The sequence below is a fragment of the Streptomyces sp. DT2A-34 genome (genome assembly GCF_030499515.1).
GTDB lineage: Bacteria > Actinomycetota > Actinomycetes > Streptomycetales > Streptomycetaceae > Streptomyces.
In genome coordinates, this window is record NZ_JASTWJ010000001.1 from 4,319,693 (window position 1) to 4,337,142 (window position 17,450).

Below are 17,450 nucleotides of genomic sequence, written 5' to 3' on the forward strand. Positions count from 1 at the left end.
AGCAGGCCATTTCCAGCCCAGTCCGCAGACGGTCAACGGCACCCGCGAAAGCGTGACGCCTCAGCGAACGCCTGCTGTTGGATGCCGGGACCCGTGCAGATGTGGAACCGGGATCAACGGCGGGTGAGCCAAGACCACCTCGCGCGAGACACGTACCACCGGGGAACTGGCCGCGCAGCCTCCCCGCGACATGCTCGGACGGCCAACACAGGCCCGCTTGACCTCCATCAGCGCACGCGGAGCGGGTTGTTGGGCGAGCCCGCCTGGCCTGGAGCGGTGCCGCTGCTCACCCCCTGGATCAGGCCAGTTCGGCCTGTTTCACATTGCGTCTGCAACGTGAGGTGCGAGAGGATGTTCGACGGGCTGTAAGTCATTCATGACGCATGAGTACGCTGCAGGTGATCACGCAGCGCCGATATGTAACACGCTTACGGGGGTGGGTTGATGAAGTTCGACATGGGGTCGACGACCCTGTCGGATCTCGGGAAGAGCACCGTCGGTTCCAGTGAGGACCTGGGCACGCTGATCCAGCAGTTGATCCAGGCGGCGGAGCCGTTGGAGGGGAAGTTCAACGGGGCCGGCAAGGCGGCCTTCGACACCTTCAAGATTCATGCCGACGAGATCACGGATGCGCTCAACAGCTCGCTAAGCGCGATCCTGGGTGGGCAGTCCGGCATGGACACCGCGTTCGGTACCGGTGACGTCGAGTTGGGGGACAACGCTCATCAGAACATGGGTGCCGCCAACTTCGACGCGGCTCGCTTCGGCGCACGGTAACCACGCAAGCGCGCACGCACTCGTCCGCCGACATCACCTTCACCGTCACCGACTTCAAGGGGGAACTTGACGATGCCTCAGAACCAGGACCGCCGTTCGTACGACACCGGTGCCTCCAGCGAAGTGCAGATCAGCCTGCAGGGCATCATCGGCCAGTTGGAGCGCGTACTGACCGACCGTGAGCGTGCGGTGAAGGCCGCGATGGCCGACTTCACCGCGGACGGCGTCGCCGACGAGTACCACGGCAAGGAGATGCGCTGGCACCGCGCCGCCGGCGAGGTCCGCGAGATCATCCGGCTCGTGCGCACGACGATGGAGCAGAACGACGGGACCGCGCAGTCGACCCTGGCCAAGGCGAAGGCGGCCGTCGACAACATCGGCTGACACCTTGCGCGCAGCGGTGCGGGAACAGGGAGAGAGAAGCGGGGGCTGACGCATGCCGAGGTGGGACGTATCTCCGTCCGGGGTCGGAAGTGTGGTCTCGAATGTCGGAGAGGCCATGAAGGTCCTGGACGACATCGTCCAGGCGTACGCGAAGGACTTGGAGGGCGCGGCCACCGCGGCCGGGACGCTCGCACCGGGCGGGGCGAGCGGGGAGCACAAGGGGCAGACTGGGCTGGTGGCCGCCGCCATTGCGGAGTTCATCGAGGGCACGGCGGAAGAGCTGCAGTTCATCGGCGTGCGCGTAGGGAAGTCGGTCAACGGCGCGGTGGAGGCCACCGTGGCGTACCGGGACGGCGACCTGGAGATGGCCGCCGAGGTGCAGCGGCGGGCGTCCGGGCTGGTCATGCCTGACATGCCGGCCGGTTGGAAGGCAGGCCGTCTGTGATCGAGCCGGAGTCCATTCCGCTGTTCACCGGCAATCTCGGCCAGTTGGAGCAGCACACCGACGCCCTGCGGGTCGACGCGGACGGCATCCGTCAGGCCGGCGCGGAGGCCCACCGCCAGTTCCAGGGGCTGTCGGCCTTCTACGAGGCGCCGGAGGCGGAGCATCTGTTCGCGTCCACCGCGCCGGCACGTGATCGCGCGGACGCCTTCGCGGACAAGGTCGCCACGGTGGCCGACGCCCTGTCGACGTACGCGGCCGAAGTCGCGCCGATCATCAAGCGGTTGGAGCGCCTGCAGAGCAAGGCGACCGCGTTCGTGGCGGGACTCAAGACGCCCAGCGGGGAGTTCGACGAGAACTGGACCGATGACGCGGACAAGGTCGAGCAGCACCAAGCGCTGATGCACGACGTGAACGTCGCGCAGGCGGCGTTCACGGCAGCGGAGATCGCCTGCAACAACAAGATCACGGCGCTGGTGGGCGGCACCCAGTACGTGATGAATACTGGCGACAAGCAGTTCATGCCGCTCGGCGCGGAACTCTACGGCTACAGCGCCGAGGTACTCGATCAGGCCAAGGAGCTCCCCTGGGGCACACCGGTGACCCAGTCGCACGATTGGTGGGACCCGGACGACCTCGGCTACTACGCCAAGAGCTTCTTCTGGGACGGGCTCATCGTCGACAACATCTGGGGCGCCGTCGACGGCCTCGCGACCCTGGTCGGCGTCCACGGCTCAGACAAAGCGGGCCAGGCATGGGAAGGCGTGGTGCGGGCGATCGTCGGGGCTGAGACCTATCTCATGGAGTCCGGCGGCCAGAAACCGACCGGTGTCTTCGCGACCGACTTCGCCCAGGACAGCAAGAAGTACGCCAAGGAGTTCGGCAAGTCCTTCGTCGCCTGGGACAAGTGGAAGGAAAACCCGGCCCGCGCCGCGGCCACCGTCGTCTTCAACGCCCTCACCCTGGGCGCCGGCCCTCTCAAGGTCGCCGCCGCGGGCAAAGCCGGCACCGCCGCGAAAGTCGCCACGACGGTCGCCAAGGTCGGCGACGCGATCGACCCGATCAACGCGGCGGTGAAGGTGACGGGCCATGCCGTGCCGAAAATCGCCGAGGTCGCGGCGAGCCTGCGGGGCGTGGACGACATCCCCGACCTTTCCGCCCCGCACAGCGTCCTGGAACTCTCCGACGGTTCCAAACTCGTCATCGAGGACGGCAAGTTCATCGCCTACGACAAACACGGCGACCTCGTCGGCGAGGCACCGAAGCAGGAACGCTCCCTTACCGATGGGACCGTACCGTCGCGGGAGCGGGAGCTCGCCGGGGCCGGTGCCACCTCACGCACCCCGCACGTCACCGCCCACGCAGGGGACGACCTCTCGCCCCGCGGCAGCCATGAGGCATCGGCCAGCCACAGAGACGTGAACGGCTCCGACGGCCGGACAGAAGGCGCGTCCAGCAGCACAGGCCGCGCGGGCACTGGTGGCGGCGGGGGCTCACGATCGGCAGGCGGCGGTGAACACAGCAACACTGGCTCCAGTGGAAATGGCGGCGCCAGTCCCCACGGCGACACGGCGGATTGGCCCGAGCACGTGCGACGCCAAGTCGAGAAGGCGAACCAGCCTGACAAGAAGTGGCTCAACGCGCACTACGGATCCGATGGCCGACGCCTCCGCGAAGACGGCGTCGACGAATACGGCGATCGCCTCACGAAACTCAAGCCGGATCCTGACCATCCTGGGAAGTGGCTCCCGAAGATAGAGAAGCAGGCCGAGCCTCCGAAGTATCACTTGGGTGAGACCGTCGAGAGACGCAGGGCAGACGCCACGCCCGAGAACCTCGAATCGCTCGATAAACACGCTCACAGCAGGCGCACGGCGATTGATGCTGACCAAGCGTTCCACCCCAAGGTCGAGGCCGCCGAGAAGGCATACGCAAAGGATCCAACACCTGAGAACAAGGAGCTCCTCCGCCAGGTCATGGCGGACCATGCACCCCTTCACGAAAGCATGGGCAAGGAAAGCGAAGCATTCGGCGAGCGCGTCGCCGAACTGCAGGCGATTCCGGATAATTACCAAGGGGCCCATTGGGTGGATCTCGCCGATACACCCACCCACGCCGACCGATTCGATCAGGTGTGGCGCCTCAACGACGGGAGATTCGTAGTAGTCGAAGCCAAGAGCAATATCACTACCAGGCTCGGGCATCGCACGCTCGAAACCGGCAAAAAAGTAAGCCAAGGAACCAGAGAGTACTTCGAGGACATCCTCAAGAAAATGGAAGAGCGGGGCCGTACCAACCCGCAGGAAGCGCAGGTGTATTCTGACCTAGCCGACGCTCTGGACGAGGGGAAGGTAGAATACGTACTCGTCAAGGGCAGGCCGGACGGCCACACTTACGCCGGCTACGTCATGAAGAAGTTCAATATCAGCCTACCGAAGGGGGCGACTGGTGCCGACACAACTGCCGCGCCATGAAATTCCCACCGCCTCATCGCCGGAAGCGCTGGAAATCCTTCACAACAGCCTCATTCGCTCCATCGACAAGCTTGAAAACTCACCGAATGGCTTCAATCGGACTTTCAACTCGTCCCTGACGTTCGCACGATCCTTGTGCGCCACGGACGCAACTGCGAGTCAGCTTCAGTCCTGGGAGGCTTTCGTCTCCGCCATGCAGGTCGGAAGTGCTCTCTTCAGTGCTGCGGTCATCAGCGAGGGGACAGTCGATTGCCGCATCGCCGACAAGATGCGCGTAATCCCCGCTGTGGGCCCGCAGTACTACGCGGACGCGGGCAACTGGATCAACGCGTTCTGGCTGGCCGCGGTCTGCCGTGAGTCCAGCCGCATGGACCAGCTGAGTCGGGTCCCCATCAGCCTCCTGCGAGCCTCGGGGGCCGAGTACGACGAGTACGTCTACCACTGGGTTGACTCCCTGCAGACCTACTGGCAAGAGGCTCCGGGGCTCGTCGACAAGCTGGTCGCCACCATCGACTCCTCCTACCCCGATGTCGCCAGGAACACGGACCGGGAACTCCTGGAGAAGGTCCTCTATCAGCCGATCAACCTGTTCCACCGCTTCCTTCGCCAGGATCACGATGGGTTCAACGAAGCCCTCGTGGAAGCTCTTGAACACCACCGGCAGTACTGGACCGCCAACGCGCAACGGGCTGACAGCCCCGAAGGGTTCGTTGCCCTCGGACCGTTGGCCATTGCCTGCCTCGCCTATGACTCAGGGTTCCCCATTGACGTCGAGTCCGACTACCTCCCCCGCGCCTTGCTGCACCGTTCCTGGGTAGGGGAGTTCGAGACCTGAGATCAACCGTCGCTACGCTGGCGTCGGCTCCGGAACATCGATCAGGTCATGGGGAGACGGGGCGAGGCCCCACCTGAACTATGTGACCGCGGAGAGGTGACGTGCGACCGTGACTGCCCATGACTACGACAACCAGCTCCTTGAGTCGGTGTCCGTCCGCCGGCGTCGTCTTCGCGACGCCCTGCTGTTTGGTGCGCAGCGGCAGCGGCGATCGCTGGACGAGCGGGTCGGAAAGGTCTTCGCCGGGGTGGTAATCGCGGCCGTGGTGTGCGCGGGGTGCGTGGGCTGGTCGTTCGTGTCGCACCGAGTCATCGGGAAGAGCCCGTACGGGACGTCAGTACCGTCCCAGCCCTCCACCCCACCACCGCCTTCGCCCTCAATGGCCTCATCTACCCGGTGATAGGTTCGAACGCGTGATATCCACGGGGACATTGAGCCGTTCAGCGGCCGGCCAGCGTGCGGCGCTCAGCCGGGTCACCCTGGTCGGCGAGCGGCGCCGGGTCGACCTCGTGCTGCCCTCGCTGGAGCCGATCGGGGTTCTCCTGCCGGAGATCATGCGGTTGCTGGACGACCGCGTGGGCGCACGGCCCGAATCGCGGCATCTGGTCACTGCTGACGGCTCCGCACTGGAGCCCGACTCTTCGTTGGCGTCGGCCGGTGTGCCGGACGGGGCCGTGTTGCGGCTGGTCCGCATGCAGGACGCGCCGTCGGCTCCTGTCGTGCACGACGTGAACGACGAAGTCGCCGACGATCTCGACGTACGGGCGTGGCGGTGGCGTCCTGCGGTGCGCAGGGTTGTCGCCGGAGCCGCAACCGTGTTCTGGGCGGTGGCCGCAGGCGTGCTGGCCCGCAGAGAGCTCGATCTGGCGGCGGTCGGCGCTGGGTTGCTCGCCGTCGCAGGTGTGGCTGCGCTCGCCGGGGTGCTGTGCGGGCGTGTGCGGCGACAGGGCCTCGCCACGACTTTGATCGTCACTGCTGGCGCCCTTGGCCTTCTCAGCGTCTGGACCTGTGCTGACGCGTATGGCTGGTCTGGTCCGCAGCGGCTCGCGGGTCTCGCTGTGTCCGTGGCGACTGCGCTGTTGCTCGCCGGATGGTTCACGCCGTTGGGGCGCGGGGCGCTGTTCGGGGCCGGGGCGGTCGGCGGGTGTCTCGTGCTGTGGGAAGTGGCCATCGGGCTTCAGGACGGGGCGGGGTCGGCGGCCGGGCAGGCCCGGGCCGGCGCGTTGCTGGCGGCTTTCTCTATCGTTGTCCTGGGTGTGCTGCCGCGGCTGGCGCTGATGGCATCGGGTCTGACCGGGCTGGATGACCGGCGTACGGGTGGGGCGTCGGTGAGCCGGTACCAGGTGGCCACCGCGCTGGCGGCCACTCATCGCGGGCTGGTGATCGCGACCGTCGTGCTGGCCGCCTCGGCTGCCGTGGCCGGCGTCATGGTGCTGCGCACGGTGTCGGTGTGGACGGTGCTGCTTGGTGTCATGGTCATGGTGGCGCTCGGGCTACGGGCGCGTGCGTTTCCGCTTACCGCCGAGGTCGTAGTGCTGCTGGTGGCTGCGAGCGTTGTCGCGGTGCGGCTCGTTGTGCTGTGGCTGGAGCACACCGGCGCAGGCGGGCCGGTCGCCGTACTGGTCCTGCTCGCGGTAATGCCCCTCCTGGTGCTGAGCGTGGAGCCCGCCGAGCATGTGCGCGTGCGGCTGCGGCGCATCGGCGACGCCCTGGAGTCGGTCGCCGTGATCGCCACGCTTCCGCTGGTCATCGGCGTGTTCGGGGTGTACGGGCGGCTGCTCGGCACCTTCGCGTGAGGACACGGAGATGGGCATGACCGGGGGAGGAGACTGGCAGCACGATCTGCTGCGGAAGCTGGCCGGCGGTACCTCTGAGGAGGCAACCATCCAGACCTCTCCCGCCGAACCCGACGCGGTCCCGGGCTCCCCCGCGCAGCCGGAGACGGCGCCGGTAGCGGTTTCCGAGCCCTCCCCCGCTGCTCCTCCCGTCCCTCGCCAGACCCACGACCCGCAGGCCCCTGCCCCAACTCCGCAATCCCTCCCCACCGTCGATCCCCGTCTCGCCATCGCCCTCGGCCGCCCTCAGCACGGCGACTCGGTCGCACGTCGCGCCGGGCGCTCCCTGCGGCAACTCACCGCCTCCGCCGGGCAGGAGGTCGCCGAACAGACCCGGTTCGCCCGCGAGTTGCAGCAGCCGGTGACGACCGGCCGGGTCATCGCGGTGACCTCGATCCGTGGTGGCGTCGGCAAGTCGACGGTGTCCGCGCTGCTGGGCCGCACCTTCAACCACTACCGGCACGACCCAGTGCTCGCCTTGGAGGCCGACGCGGCGCTCGGCACGCTCCCGGTGCGGCTGGGCGCGGACACGGTGCGCTGGTGCTGTGCGGACCTGGCCCGGATTCTCACTCCCTCCATGCGCCTGACCGACGTCACCGGCTACCTGGTGCCAGTGGCCGACGGCGGCTGGCTGCTGCCTGCGGGCCAGGGCCGGGTTGGCGCCCCGCTGGACCTGCGCACCTACATGACGGTGACGATGGCCCTGCGCCGCTACTTCGCGGTGACCGTGGTCGACTGCGAGACCCTGCCCGGTGAGGTGGCGCGCGCCGCGATGGACACCGCCCACGCCCGGGTGGTCGTCGCGCCGATGACCGCCGAGGGCGTGCACGGCACCCGACAGGTCCTGGACTGGCTCGGCCAGTTGCCGCACTCCGCCCTGGACACCACCGTCGTCGCCCTCAGCGCCGCCTCCCCCGACACCACGCTCGACGTGAAATCGGCCGCCGCGCACCTGCGCGAGCCTGGTGTCCCGGTGATCCCGCTGCCCTACGACCGGCATCTCGCCCAAGGAGGCCCCATCCACACCGCCATGCTGGGCCAAGCCACCCGCGACGCGGCCGTCCGCCTGGCGGCCGAGGTGATGCAGCGGGCGGTGCGCGTCCGGTGACCCAGCAGATCGTCCACCGGCCCGCGCGGTCCACCCGCCCGCTCGCCCCTGCCGAGCCACGCACCATCGAGGCGCCTCCAAACCTGCCCGAGGGCAAGATCGGCAACGCGGCAACGGCGCTGCTGCCCATGGCCGGTGTCCTCAGCTCCGTCGTGCTGATGACCGTCGTCCGCAACAGCCAGTTCGCCGCGATCGGTGCGATCGTGCTGGTCGTGGCCCTGCTTGGGGCGGTGGCCCTGTTCCTGTCCCAGCGGGGCAAGGGACAGCGCACCCGGCGCACCCAGCGTGAGCGATATCTGGAGTATCTGGAGGTGCTGCGCGAGGAATTGGGCAGAGCCGAGCGGGAGCGGCGACATACCGCACGCGAGCTCAATCCGCCGCCCGAGGCGCTGTACGACCTCGTACGCGCCCCGGCGCGGCTGTGGGAGCGCCGCCGCCAGGACGCCGACTTCCTGCGGGTGCGGGCGGGCACGGGTGACGTACCCGCTCAGGAACTTGCGATCGGGCAGAACAGCGCCGGCGGGGTGCTCACCCCGCCCGACCCGTTCATGCTGAACGAGGCCCGCGCATTGCAGAACCGCTTCGGCACGATCACGGACTTCCCGCTCACCGTGCCGCTGGACCGAGCCGGCAACGTCAGCATCGTCGGCGACCGGGAAGGTGTGCTCAGGGTCGCCCGCGCCTTGGTGCTCCAGACGGCGGTCACGCATGCGCCCGACGACGTGGCGCTCGCCCTAGCCACGGCCGACGAGTCCGAGTGGGCGTGGGCCAAGTGGCTGCCGCACGTCCTCGACACGCAGGTCTACGACGGTCCTGTCGCCGCCCGTCGGATCGCCCCCGACCTGGCCGAGCTGGCCCGGCTGTGTGCGCCCGATCTGCGGCGGCGTGCCGCGTACGCGGCCGAGGTGCGCCGTGGCCTGTCCGGCAGGGAGGCGCTGCGACTGACCTCGCGCATGCTCGTGGTCGCCGACACCTACGGCGACACGGCCGCCGAGCTTCCCCGCCCGGATTCGGCGATCGGCCTGCCCGACATGGGCGTCACCGTGCTGCATCTGCTGGAGCGGCAGGTGCACGAGCCCGACCAGGTCAGTGTGCGTATCACCGTCGACGGTGACCGGGTCGCTGTGGAGGACCTGCGTACGCCCGACACCCCTGCCGCCCACGGCACGTCCGACGCGGTGACCACCCCCGGTGCCGAGGGCATCGCCCGCATGCTGGCGCCGCTGCGTCTGTCGGCCGAATCGGTGGACGAGGGCACGCCGGTCTCCGGGCCGGTGGACTTCCCGGCTCTGCTGGGCATCGACGACCCGGCCGCGCTGGACCTCGAGACGCTGTGGGCGCCGCGCGGTGAGCGGGACTTCCTGCGGGTTCCCATCGGCCTGACCGACCGCCACGAGCCGGTACTGCTGGATCTGAAGGAGTCCTCCCAGCTGGGCATGGGTCCGCACGGGCTGTGCGTGGGTGCCACCGGCTCCGGCAAGAGCGAGCTGCTGCGCACCCTGGTCCTCGCGCTCGCGGTCACCCACTCCCCGGAGAACCTGGCGCTGGTCCTGGTCGACTACAAGGGCGGCGCCACCTTCGCCCCGTTCGCCGAACTCCCGCACGTCGCCGGGGTGATCACCAACCTGGAGAACCAGGCCGGCCTCGTCGAACGCGTCCACGCCAGCCTGGCCGGCGAGGTCAAACGCCGCCAGCAGGTGCTGAAGGACGCCGGGAACGTCGCCGACATCGGCCACTACGCCACTCTGCGTGCCACGACCCGCCCTGACCTGGAGCCCCTCCCGCATCTGTTCGTCGTCATCGACGAGTTCGGCGAACTCATCACCGCCAAGCCGGACTTCATCGACCTGTTCCTGTCCATCGGCCGCATCGGCCGCTCCATCGGCGTCCATCTGCTGCTGTCCAGCCAGCGCATCGAGGGCGGCAAGCTCAAGGGCCTGGACACCTACCTGTCGTACCGGCTCGGCCTGCGCACTTTCTCCGCCGACGAGTCGCGCACCGTCCTGGACACCACCGACGCCTTCCACCTGCCCCCACTGCCCGGCTTCGGCTACCTCAAGGTCGACACCTCCACCTACGAACGCTTCAAAGCCGGGTACGTTTCGGGTGCCTACAACGGCCCGGCCCTGCACAAGGAACGCGACGACGAGCCGCTCGCCCGGCCCTACCCGACGTACAACACACCGCAAGAGGCCGTGGCCACGGAGGGGCCCGTCGCCACCAAGCGCGAGACCGGACCGACCGTCCTGTCCGTGATGGTCGGCCAACTCGCCACCGCCGCCCCACCGGTACGGCGCATCTGGCTACCCCCGCTGCCCGACGCCACCGCCCTGGACGCCGCCGCAGGACCCCTCCACGCCGGCCCGGACGGTCTGCGCCTCGCCCACGGCGACGGACCACTCCGCATCCCGCTCGGCATCCTCGACGACCCGGCCCGCCAGTGGCAGCGGCCCTGGCTGCTGGACCTGACCCTCGCCGGCGGCCATGGGGCGGTCATCGGCGGCCCGCAGTCCGGCAAGACCACCCTGCTGCGCACCCTCGCCCTGTCACTGGCCCTCACCCACACCCCGTACGACGTCGCCATCTACGGCCTCGACCTTGTCGGCGGCGGCCTGTCCGCCCTGGCCGACCTGCCCCACGTCGGCGGCCTCGCCTCCCGCGCCGACCACGAACGCGCCGCCCGCACCGTCGCCGAGGTGCGCACCATGCTCGCCCAGCGCGAGGAAGTGTTCCGCGAGCGCGGTATCGACTCCATCGACCAGTTGCGCCATCTGCGCGCCGAGGGACGGCTGCCGGAACTCGGCGCCACCGACGTCGTGCTGCTCATCGATGGGTTCGGCGCACTGCGGGAGGAGTTCGCCGACCTCGACGACGCCGTGGCCGACCTGCTCAAACGCGGCAGCGGATACGGCATCCACGTCGTCGCCGGCATGCTGCGCTGGAACGACGTCCGCATCGCCACCCAGTCCATGTTCGGCACCCGCATCGAGCTGCGCCTGAACGACCCGGCCGACTCCACCATCGACCGCAAGCTCTCCGAGACCCTGTCCCCCGACAACCCCGGCCGCGCGCTGACCGACGGCAAGCTGTTCGCGCAGGTAGCCCTGCCCCGTATCGACAACCGGCCCGCCACCGGCGACCTGGGCCCGTCCCTGGAGGGCACCGCCCGCACCATCCGCGCCTCCTGGCACGGCGACCTCGCCCCACCTGTCCGGGTGCTGCCCACTCGCCTGCCCGCCGCCAAACTGCCCACCCCGGCCACCGAACCGGTGAAGATTCCCCTCGGCGTCGACCAGGACACCCTCGCACCGGCCCTCCTCGACCTATTCGCCACCGACCAGCACCTACTGATCCTCGGCGACAACGAGTGCGGCAAGACCAACCTGCTGAAGCTGATCGCCACCCAGCTCGTCGAGCGGTACGGGGACAAGGAACTCGTCTTCGGCATCTTCGACCCGCGCCGCGGCCTGCGCGGCACGATCCCCGAGCCCTACCGCGGCGGCTACGCCCACAACGCCAAACTCGCCGCCGCCCTGTCCACCGGCATCGCCACCGAACTGGAAAAACGCCTGCCCGAGACAGCCGACCCCGATGCGCCGATCACCGCCGAACCCACCTTCACCGGACCGCGGATCGTCATCCTCATCGACGACTACGACATCCTCACCGCCGCCGGACAGCAACCCCTGGCCCCCTTCCTGCCGTACCTGTCCTCCGCGCAGGACATCGGCCTGCACTTCGTCCTCGCCCGCCGCACCGCCGGCGCCTCCCGCGCCCTGTACGAACCCCTGCTGACCGCCCTGCGCGAAACCGGCACCACCGCACTCGTCATGACTGGCGACCGCACCGAGGGCCAGCTCTTCCCCGGCCTGTACGCCTCAGCGCAGCCGCCGGGACGCGGCACGCTCGTCCGCCGCGGGCGCCCCCACCAGCTGATCCAGACCGCCCTGACCGCTGAAGAGGCCAACGAAGAGTGACGAAGGACGTCATCGCCCTCACCCCGAAAATGCCGGACCTGCCCACCCTGCTCGCAGGCCTCTACGCCGGCGGCCCCGACCTCGGCGTGAACACGACGGCCGACGGCGCCGTCGTCCAGCTCTGCGCCCCCGACGGCCGCCCCCTCGTCTCCGTAGAAGCCCCCATCCTCGTCCAGGTCCCCGGCGAGGCCACCCGCCTGCTGGGGCACCCCGTCGGGGAAGGCCCGGTGTGGTGGACCGAGGCCCGCGCCTCCACCGCTGTCGCCGAGGCCGGACGCCTCGCCGGCTCCTTCGCCGGGCGCCTGGCCACCGTCCTCGGCGGCACGGTCTGGCCCTCGGAAGCCGCCACCACGGACGTCGTCCCCGTCACCACCCATGTCTCGGCGATCCCGGTGCCGGCCACCTCCACCCCCGCCGTGGACGTCCTCACCGACTCGACAGCCGTGGTCATCCAGGACCGCCCCCTGGTCGCCATGACCAGCTGGCTCTCCGACGCCCTGCGCACCACGACCGCCACCGACCGCGCCCTCCAGATCGTCACGCCGCCGACGGCACGCCTCACCCTGCCCACCCGCACCGCCCTGCACGGCCTGCCCAACCGCTGGGTGGTCCAGGATCCCGAGCACGGCTACTACGACGGCCTGTCCGGCGCCGTACTCCATTGGAAGAACGGCACCTTCACCCCCGTACACGACGAGAGTGGCACCGCACGGATCGCCGAGGCCTTCACCGCTACCGACGACCCAGGCGACCGCCAGCTGATCCTCACCCTCCGCACCCGCCACCCCGCCGATGCGGACCTCGTCCTCGGCCGCGCCCTGGAAACCACCTTCCAGCACCTGACCGGCGCCCCGCCGGCAGGATGGAGCACCGCCGAACCGGTCAACCTCCCCTGGTCCACACGCCAGCTGACCGACCTAGCCCGCTCCCGCGCACCCCGCCCCACCTGGCTGATCGCCATCGGCCACCCCGATCGCCCCGCCCTCGCCACCATCCGCGTGCTCCGCACACCAGCGGGCGTCGAGGAGGACATCACCTTCGCGCTTGGCTACGGCAAGGGCGAGACACCACCCCTGGACGCTATCGAAGAACTTGCAACCGAACTCGAGGCGCAAGACAGCCTGGCCACCCTACTCACGGCCCTCCGCACTGCCCGCCGCGATCTCACCACTCCCGCACACCTCGAATACCCGCCCATTCCTGTCGCGTTCACACTCGGCAGCGACAAGGCTGCGTCCATCGGCCGCACCCATGCCGGACACCCTCCGCAGGGCCCCATGCCAATGCGGCTCGGCCGCGCCCTCCACTACACCCTCGGTGACGGAACGGACCCGGAGGCCTGGACCACCTTCCAGCACCTCACCCGACACCTCAGGCAGCAGCGATGAGCCCCTTGCAGCCCATCATCGATCTTGATCAACTGGACGGAAGTCCCAATTTGTCGAAGAACGCTCGGTTCCGCTCGGTGGCCGCGTTGACGAGACGGTCGAAGCTCACCACTTCGATGTATGCCTTGTACGGCTCGTTGAAACCGAAGTAACCCATTCCGTCGTGGGTGGGACGCAGGCTCGCATATTTGCACCTATCCACCATCGTCGGCGTGAGATCGGCGACGACGTAGCAGAAGGCGGGCGCCTCGTGCGTCTCAGGGATCTGCCGCCCCGATGCGGTCTTCACGCCACCCGCACGCACCCGCTTCACATACTCCAGGCACTGCTGGATCGGATCTTTATCCTCCGAGGCGTCGTTACGCATCGGCCGTTTGATCTCGATCACGACGATGGACGGCAACGGGAGCGTCTCGCCCTCCGCGGCCAGCACCGGGGAGCCGACGAGCCGAGTCGCGAGCACGTCGGGCTCCCTCGTCGATTCGGATCCTGTTATCGGCATGCTCTTGAGCGTCTTGTCGGAGGCGAGGTAGTCGTGGAACGCAAGCCGCTCGTCGATGATCCACAGGTTCGAGGCGTCGGTGCCGATCTCGTTCGAGTCGGTCCGCATCGGGAAGAGCAGCGAGTGGATGGCGTCCTCCTTGCTGTACCTGCCCTGGTCGTCGGACCTGATCCGTCTGGCGAGTACGTCGAGCATCACTCGCCGGCGTGAGACGTACGCGGCCAGGTCGGACTGGTTGATGTCCGTCACCATGTCCACATACCGAGCCAGCCGTTCGTCGTAGTCCTCCGGCCGAGCGGAGCCGACTTCGGTGAAGACGGCCTGGCCCTCGGCGATCGCGGTGGCTTCGAGCTTCTGGAGGTTGCCGTGCAGCAACAACTCAAGGTCGTGGTCCTTGATGGACGGATCCACGCTCACGCCGAGCGACTCGAGCCGCGACAGAACGGGCCGGTACCTCGGCGCACGGTTGCTCACGAACTCGTTGACCCGAGCCTTGCCCTCCTCGCGCGCTGCGCTGAGCGGGCCGGCGAGGATCCTCTCGACTTCCTTCAGCACGCCCTCGCGGATGTCGTCCAACGACACGTCATCGATCAGCGCCGCACCCGGCACGCGCTCGGCGATGTCGAAGGCCGTGCGGTCCGCGCGGACGTGGTTGTCCAGGAAGCCGGAAGACAGGTAGCAGACATACGTGAACGGGGAGGACGCTGCGTCCTTGAGTCTCCCGTAGAGCCCTGGCACCTTGCTCGTGAGGTTCTCCTCCATGACCACGCGGCTCGCCGCGCACCAGTACAGCCGCGGCGCCAGATTGCGCGTCGAGGACTTGAGGCAGAGGTTGACCATCTCGAACTTCTCGCCCTTGACGTCGATCGAGGTCGTCGGCATCTCGGAGAACACAAAGTCGTCCATGAGGTCGTTGAGCGAGACGGTCTCGTCGTCGTCGGTCACCGTAATGTCAGGCGCGCCGCCTGGGCGGAGGAAGTACCAGATGCAGTGCTCGAACGTCTCGCGAGCGATGGCGTCGACGGACTTCGCCGCGCTCTGCTGGAAGGGCTTCTTGAACCCGTCGAGGCTCACGATCGTTCCGACCGTGCCGAGGCCGTTCGCTTCCCGGTCCGGCTCGACCTCCCCCTCGACGGAGAACCGGAACTGCCGTCCGTGGAGGCCTCCAGACTCGTCCTCATAGGAGCTGCGGATCGAGACTCTGTCGAACGCCTTCAGCCAGAGCAGGCGTCCCACGCCACGGCAGCCGATGGCGGCCTTGTGGTCGCTGTCCAGCGTCTCGAACGAGGTCATGTTCTCCGGGGTGAAGCCCACCCCGTTGTCCTCGACGCTGAAGCCGACGATGGGCTTCAGCGCCACGCGCCCAGGGCCAGCGGGACCAAGGTCGAGTTCCTCCTGCGGGCTACGCTGGATCCTGACGCTCAGACGGCCACGCCCGACGTCGTCGCCGAATCGAGCGTCGATCGCCTGAATGCCGTTAACGACGGCCTCAAGAAGCGGCAAGAGGGCATGGCTCTTCGGCAGACTCGTGTTCCGGACCCGGCCAGCCAGCGACGTGGTCAGCGCCATGGTCGTCCTCCTCGCTCCGACGCCGCCAACCCTATCGGTGGGCGCGGTGCGGAGCGTGCTCGGCGACGGAGATGCTGTCCTCAACCGTCTTGCTCGCCACGGCGGGAAGTACGCTGCCGAAACGAACCCGCGTTCCAGTCGCTGACCTGCAAAGCTAAGCAGCAGCGCGGTTGTCGCTGTCCTGGCGATCCTCACCCAACACTTCCAAGAGCGGCACGCCCCAGGTGGCCCATCGACGGAGCCTACGGCCGAACAGGAGGTGGATGTTCTGAGCGGCAGCAAGCTCGCGAGCGGGTTCAGTGAACGATCGATTCGTGAGTGCAATGACAATGTCGGCCGCATGGACGGGGCGGGCGGTGCCATTGAGCGTCTGGATCACCGGCGACCCGATGGGGCGTCCGCCGGGGCTGCGGTACTTGCACTGAATCACGATCTTCCGACCATCCGGTGCGACTGCGATGACGTCAGCCCCTAGATCCCGAGCGCCGCCATTGCGTCGTACGAGTGTGAGACCGTCTCGGTGCACCAGGGCCGCGGTGGCCTCTTCGAACTCAACGGGTGTCATCGCGTCGAAGTCATCGGCACTGATGCTGTCTGGCGTCTCCGTAAAAGCGCGATACTCGGCTTCAAGCAAGGCGAGCCGATGTAGCTCTTCACAGTGCTCATCCAAGGCGTTCTCAACCCGCTGACCCGCTGCAGCGAGTTGCTGTCTCAACCATCCGGCCCGCTCAAGTCCGGACTCCGTGGTGTCAGCACCGCGCCCGAAGCGCGCTCGCAAGTCGGTCCCAGACGATTGGCGGAGCGTGTGCCAGATGCCGGCGGCTTCGTCCATCGCGGCCTTGGCGTCCGCGAGTTCCGCCCTGAGTACCTCGCGCAGCCGATGGTGCGCCAGCGCGCATTCATCCGACGTGGGAGTGTCAAGGCCACCACGAAGCTTGTTCGCATGTTCCAACTCGGCTTCTACAACGGCGTGATGGTCATGCAGCTCGCCGTAGATCCCTTCCGCCACACGCCCTTCCGCGAAGTGGAGGAAGGCGGATAGGAGATGGTCGTCGGTCGCCTCGTTGATCAGCTTGCGTAGGGCTCGGTTAAGCCCGTCATGTTCGAACTTCGGCACGCTGACCCGACTGTTCCAATTGATGTGCATCAGGCCGCACTGCCTCGTGCAAAGTCTCCATCGAGATCCATCGGTTGCTGCCACTCCGACCAGCGTTTCAGATGGTTCCGGTCCACCAGCATGACTTGGTGGGCACGGGCGTAGCGCTGAGCGGGGTGCGAGAAGCGGCCGTTGGCTACCACGACTGCCGTATCAGCACCGGCCTGAGAGGCAGCATGGTGCGCCCGCTGCAGCTGGGAGGTGGGAGCGGCACCGTCCGGTTCTCCGCGAAAGCCCGCCTTGCCCAGGTGCAGGCAGCTAATGACCGCGGTACGACCCGCAGGTGTGCAGGTCAGGAAAGCATTGGGGCTACTGATCGCTCCCTCAGGGAAGGTCCAGCCATCGCGCGTCAGCAGTTCCCTGATGAGCTGGGTGAAAGCTCCGAGATCCATCTCGTCTATGGCACCGAGGCCGGTGCCTCCGCCCGTTTTGGCGCTCTGAAGTCGGCTGGCCTCTGCCAGGGCAAGTTCATGGAGAACCGCGCGATCCTGATCAATCAGTTCAGTCAGCCGCTCGCGTGCATCCTGAAGCTGGTAGCGGAGTGGCGCCAAAGCGTCGAGGTCGAATCCCTGAGCCTTCTGCCTGGCGTCGCGCCGACGAAGAGATCGCCCCATGTGGCAGCTGATCTCGAACCGTCCCCGCTCGCATTCCGCCAGGGCCTCGCGCGCTTCGCCAAGCTCTGCTTCCAGCTGGACATGCAGTTCGGCCGCCGCGTCATGGCAGCCGATCACTACCTGGTCACGCCGACCGTAGTCGATGTACATAGCCCAGCGGTCCGTACGGCGTTTCCGCTCCTCTGCTTCGTCGGCTTCACGCTCCAGCCTGGAGACGTGCTTCTTCCAGCCAGTCGCCACGTGGTCGGCGATCCGGCACTCTCCGGCCCACAGGAGAATCGCGAGCATGTCATCGCGGTCGGCCTTGCCTATCAGGTCGCCCATCTCCTTGCGCAACGTCTTGTCGGCGTAGCGGAGTGGGGCGACGGCGGCGGTACGGTCAATCATCA

13 protein-coding genes are annotated in these 17,450 nt (G+C 68.0%); 10 read left to right on the forward strand and 3 right to left on the reverse strand.

Going from position 1 to position 17,450, the window contains the following annotated elements:
- The first annotated feature begins 444 nt into the window (after positions 1 to 444).
- From QQM39_RS19025 to QQM39_RS19070, 10 genes are all read left to right on the forward strand, one after another.
- Positions 445 to 777: a hypothetical protein gene (locus QQM39_RS19025; RefSeq protein ID WP_301998167.1), complete on the forward strand. Its 333-nt coding sequence runs from the start codon at positions 445 to 447 to the stop codon at positions 775 to 777.
- A 72-nt stretch (positions 778 to 849) separates the two neighbouring features.
- The gene (locus QQM39_RS19030) at positions 850 to 1,161 is read left to right on the forward strand and encodes a pore-forming ESAT-6 family protein (RefSeq protein ID WP_301998168.1); all 312 of its coding nucleotides are present in this window, start codon (positions 850 to 852) and stop codon (positions 1,159 to 1,161) included.
- A gap of 52 nt (positions 1,162 to 1,213) precedes the next feature.
- Complete coding sequence (locus QQM39_RS19035) at positions 1,214 to 1,606, forward strand: DUF6507 family protein (RefSeq protein WP_301998169.1); 393 nt, start codon at positions 1,214 to 1,216, stop codon at positions 1,604 to 1,606.
- Positions 1,603 to 4,077: a hypothetical protein gene (locus tag QQM39_RS19040; protein ID WP_301998170.1), complete on the forward strand. Its 2,475-nt coding sequence runs from the start codon at positions 1,603 to 1,605 to the stop codon at positions 4,075 to 4,077. The genes QQM39_RS19035 and QQM39_RS19040 overlap by 4 nt, the downstream gene beginning before the upstream one ends.
- A complete protein-coding gene (locus QQM39_RS19045) occupies positions 4,052 to 4,912 on the forward strand; it encodes an immunity 49 family protein (protein ID WP_301998172.1) in 861 nt (286 codons plus the stop codon). Before QQM39_RS19040 ends, QQM39_RS19045 begins: the two co-directional genes overlap by 26 nt.
- 109 nt (positions 4,913 to 5,021) lie before the next feature.
- Entirely contained in the window at positions 5,022 to 5,312 is a 291-nt protein-coding gene (locus tag QQM39_RS19050; RefSeq protein WP_301998174.1) for a hypothetical protein, read from the forward strand.
- A 31-nt stretch (positions 5,313 to 5,343) separates the two neighbouring features.
- Positions 5,344 to 6,708, forward strand: coding sequence for a type VII secretion integral membrane protein EccD (gene eccD / locus QQM39_RS19055; RefSeq protein WP_301998176.1), 1,365 nt, complete (start codon positions 5,344 to 5,346; stop codon positions 6,706 to 6,708).
- Positions 6,709 to 6,718: 10 nt separating this feature from the next.
- The gene (locus QQM39_RS19060; RefSeq protein ID WP_301998178.1) at positions 6,719 to 7,855 is read left to right on the forward strand and encodes a hypothetical protein; all 1,137 of its coding nucleotides are present in this window, start codon (positions 6,719 to 6,721) and stop codon (positions 7,853 to 7,855) included.
- A complete protein-coding gene (gene eccCa / locus QQM39_RS19065) occupies positions 7,852 to 11,832 on the forward strand; it encodes a type VII secretion protein EccCa (protein WP_301998180.1) in 3,981 nt (1,326 codons plus the stop codon). The genes QQM39_RS19060 and eccCa overlap by 4 nt, the downstream gene beginning before the upstream one ends.
- Positions 11,829 to 13,220 (forward strand): DUF6177 family protein, encoded by a 1,392-nt coding sequence (locus QQM39_RS19070; RefSeq protein WP_301998182.1) that lies wholly within the window; start codon positions 11,829 to 11,831, stop codon positions 13,218 to 13,220. Before eccCa ends, QQM39_RS19070 begins: the two co-directional genes overlap by 4 nt.
- Positions 13,221 to 13,248: 28 nt before the next feature.
- Here QQM39_RS19070 and QQM39_RS19075 read toward each other — a convergent pair whose 3' ends face one another.
- From QQM39_RS19075 to QQM39_RS19085, 3 genes are read right to left on the reverse strand one after another with little or no spacing between them, the layout of a single operon-like run.
- The gene (locus QQM39_RS19075; RefSeq protein WP_301998184.1) at positions 13,249 to 15,486 is read right to left on the reverse strand and encodes an ATP-binding protein; all 2,238 of its coding nucleotides are present in this window, start codon (positions 15,484 to 15,486) and stop codon (positions 13,249 to 13,251) included.
- On the reverse strand, positions 15,446 to 16,408 hold the full coding sequence (locus tag QQM39_RS19080; protein WP_301998186.1) for a restriction endonuclease: 963 nt from the start codon (positions 16,406 to 16,408) through the stop codon (positions 15,446 to 15,448). The genes QQM39_RS19075 and QQM39_RS19080 overlap by 41 nt, the downstream gene beginning before the upstream one ends.
- Before the next feature lie 29 nt (positions 16,409 to 16,437).
- Entirely contained in the window at positions 16,438 to 17,448 is a 1,011-nt protein-coding gene (locus tag QQM39_RS19085) for a restriction endonuclease (RefSeq protein WP_302003637.1), read from the reverse strand.
- Between the last annotated feature and the right edge of the window lie 2 nt (positions 17,449 to 17,450).

Coding starts and splice junctions, on each gene's coding strand:
- QQM39_RS19025 (WP_301998167.1), top strand. CDS start 445: ATGAAGTTCGACATGGGGTCGACGACCCTGTCGGATCTCGGGAAGAGC.
- QQM39_RS19030 (WP_301998168.1), top strand. CDS start 850: ATGCCTCAGAACCAGGACCGCCGTTCGTACGACACCGGTGCCTCCAGC.
- QQM39_RS19035 (WP_301998169.1), top strand. CDS start 1,214: ATGCCGAGGTGGGACGTATCTCCGTCCGGGGTCGGAAGTGTGGTCTCG.
- QQM39_RS19060 (WP_301998178.1), top strand. CDS start 6,719: ATGGGCATGACCGGGGGAGGAGACTGGCAGCACGATCTGCTGCGGAAG.
- QQM39_RS19085 (WP_302003637.1), bottom strand. CDS start 17,448: ATGATTGACCGTACCGCCGCCGTCGCCCCACTCCGCTACGCCGACAAG.